This window comes from Caldimonas sp., assembly GCF_046291045.1.
Taxonomy (GTDB): Bacteria; Pseudomonadota; Gammaproteobacteria; order Burkholderiales; family Burkholderiaceae_C; genus Caldimonas.
This window is the reverse complement of sequence record NZ_JBKBSL010000084.1, coordinates 1-2,601: the sequence shown is the minus strand read 5'-3', so window position 1 is coordinate 2,601 and position 2,601 is coordinate 1. Positions and strand designations below refer to the sequence as shown.

At 64.8% G+C, this 2,601-nt stretch carries 5 protein-coding genes; 3 read left to right on the top strand and 2 right to left on the bottom strand.

Annotated features, from left to right (window positions below; translation table 11 throughout):
* The 3 genes from ACK4ZD_RS15485 to ACK4ZD_RS15475 all read left to right on the top strand — a co-directional run.
* Window positions 1–384, top strand: a 384-nt coding sequence (locus ACK4ZD_RS15485; protein WP_409664107.1) for a terminase gpA endonuclease subunit, incomplete at its 5' end; no start/stop codon positions are given.
* 35 nt (window positions 385–419) lie between these two features.
* Window positions 420–632, top strand: a complete 213-nt coding sequence (locus ACK4ZD_RS15480) for a phage head-tail joining protein (protein WP_143969848.1) — start codon at window positions 420–422, stop codon at window positions 630–632.
* Window positions 632–2,056 (top strand): phage portal protein, encoded by a 1,425-nt coding sequence (locus ACK4ZD_RS15475; protein ID WP_409664104.1) that lies wholly within the window; start codon window positions 632–634, stop codon window positions 2,054–2,056. Before ACK4ZD_RS15480 ends, ACK4ZD_RS15475 begins: the two co-directional genes overlap by 1 nt.
* Here ACK4ZD_RS15475 and ACK4ZD_RS15470 read toward each other — a convergent pair.
* Entirely contained in the window at window positions 2,053–2,331 is a 279-nt protein-coding gene (locus ACK4ZD_RS15470) for a type II toxin-antitoxin system RelE/ParE family toxin (RefSeq protein WP_409664101.1), read from the bottom strand. The two genes, ACK4ZD_RS15475 and ACK4ZD_RS15470, sit on opposite strands and share 4 nt — an antisense overlap.
* The gene (locus ACK4ZD_RS15465) at window positions 2,328–2,561 is read right to left on the bottom strand and encodes a TA system antitoxin ParD family protein (RefSeq protein WP_409664099.1); all 234 of its coding nucleotides are present in this window, start codon (window positions 2,559–2,561) and stop codon (window positions 2,328–2,330) included. Before ACK4ZD_RS15465 ends, ACK4ZD_RS15470 begins: the two co-directional genes overlap by 4 nt.
* Window positions 2,562–2,601: the final 40 nt, after the last annotated feature.

Below are 2,601 nucleotides of genomic sequence, written 5' to 3'. Positions count from 1 at the left end.
GATGCCGCCAAGGAAGCCATCTACGCCCGCCTCAAGAAGTCCGAGGCGGGTGCTGGCGCGATGCATTTCCCGCTGGACCGGGATGCGCAGTATTTCGAGCAACTCACTGCCGAGCGCATTCGCACCCGCTATGTGAAGGGTTTCCCGCAGCGCTTCTGGTGGAAACCCGATGGTCGGCGCAACGAGGCGCTGGACTGCCGGGTGTACGCCTACGCGGCATTGCACGGCCTGCTGTCGATGGGGCTGAACCTGAATAAGCGGGTCGAGGCGCTGCCGCCGGTTCCGGCGAGCCGTCAGTCTCGAAACGATCCACGCCCTGTGACGGCCCCGATGACCGCCAGCCCGCGCCGTCGGCGCATGGCGATTTCGTCGAACTACATCTGACACCGCCAGCCTCTCGCTGGCCGGGAGTGCTGTCTATGACCCTCGAACAACTCAAGGCCCAGCGGGAAGCCCTGCAGGCCGCCCGCTTCAATGGTGTGCTCACCGTGAAGGCCGGCGACAAGTGGGTAACCTACAAGTCGGACGCCGAACTGCAGTCGGCCCTGGGAGACCTGGATCGTGAGATCGCCAAGGCAGAAGGCCGCCCGCGCGCCCGGCGCATCCGCACTTACGCCGGGAAGGGGTTGTGATGAAGGTATTCCAGAACCTGCGCCGCAAGGTCGGCGCGATGATCGGTGGCTTCGAAGGTGGCTTGTCGGCCCGGCGCCTCAAGACCTTCCACGCCAGCCGCGCGCACGTCAACACGCTGATCCAGGCGGCTGGTGCTGACATGACCGCCCGCGCCCGGTACCTGATCCGCAACAACGGCTATGCCGCCAATGCCGTCGAGTCCTGGGCGGGCAATGCCGTGGGCACGGGCATCAAGCCCTCCTCGGGCATTGCCGATGCGGTGCTCAAGGACCGAGTGCAACGGCTGTGGCTGCGCTGGACCGATGAGTCCGATGCCGAGGGGTTGACCGATTTCTACGGCCAGCAGCGCCGCGCCGCTCGGGAACTGTTCATCGCCGGGGAGGTGTTCTTCCGCATCCGACCACGCAGGCCCGAGGATGGTTTGTCCGTGCCGCTGCAGTTGCAGATGCTGCCGGCCGAGATGCTGCCGCTCAATCACAACCAGCTGCTGGAGAACGGTCACCGCATCCGCCAGGGCATCGAGTTCGACCGCATCGGCCGGCGCGTGGCCTATCACTTTTTGCGCCGGCACCCGGGCGACATCACCGATCCGGGGCTGGCGGGGGAGACGGTACGGGTACCGGCCGAGTCGGTGCTGCACATCGTCGATCCGGTGGACGCCGGACAACTCCGAGGGGTGTCGCGCTTCTCGCCGGCGCTGGTGAAACTCTTTCTGCTCGATCAGTACGACGACGCCGAGCTGGATCGCAAGAAGGTCGCGGCGATGTTCGTCGGCTTCGTGCGCCGGCCCGAGCGTGACTTCGACAACAGCAACGAGACCGACGACCGGGGCGAGCCGCTCTTGCCACTCGAGCCCGGGCAACTCCAGATCCTGGACGACGGCGAGGACATCACCTTCTCGACACCCGCCGATGTCGGGGGCAACTACGAGTCCTTCCAGTACCGCACCTTGCTACAGGTGGCCGCTGCCTTGGGGCTGCCCTACGCCAACCTGTCGGCCGATATGTTGAAGGCCAACTACTCCAACACCCGTGCCGCGCTCTTGGAGTTTCGCCGCCGCATCGAAGCGTTTCAACACTCGGTGCTGGTGTTTCAGCTGTGTCGGGCGGTGTGGGCGCGTTGGATGGACACGGCGGTGCTCTCGGGGCAGCTCGACTTGCCGGACTACGAGCAACGCCGCGCCGACTACCTGGACTGCAGCTGGCTGCCGCCCCGCTGGGACTGGGTCGATCCCTTGAAAGACATCCGCGCCGAGATCAATGCCATCGAGGCGGGGCTCAAGTCGCGCACCCAGGCCATTGCCGAGCGCGGTTTCGATGCCGCGATGGTCGATGCCGAGATCGCCGGGGACCACCGGCGCGAGGACAGCCTGGGGTTGCGTTTCGGGCGTGAGCCGCCTGTCGCACCCGCTGGGCAGAGCTAGCGTTTCAAGTCGCGGTAGAAGTTTTCGTGGGGGCCGACGGCTTCGAGGCAGATCAGCCGTAGCCCGTCCTCACGGGTGTAGCCCAAGAGGTACAACTGGCCAAGGCTGTGGAATTTGTACACCCACAGCTGCGCGAGGTCGCCTTTTTTCTTGTCGCCGATATCGGGGTTTTGCGCTACGGCTTCGATGGCGGCATCCACGTCCGCCGCCACGTTGTCGTGCAGCCTTTTATAGCTGCGCGCAAAGCGCCGAGTTTGCCGGACTTCCCAGCTCATGCACGCACTTTCGAGCGCGGCACAAAGACCGTGCTGTCCTCATGTGGCTCGGCCATGCTCATGAGGCAATCGGCAATGAAAGACGCCGGTAGATCAGGGTTGTCGAGCGCGGCGCGGCCCACTTTGGTCCAGAACTCTATCTGGCCCTGCACGGTGCGGTACTCCGCCTTGGCCGCTGCGCGGGCCGCTTCGACCAGCGCTTCATCGATTCGCACGGATACGGTGCTCATCGCAATCTCCTGTGTCTTTCAGTTACCACAATTGTAGTCA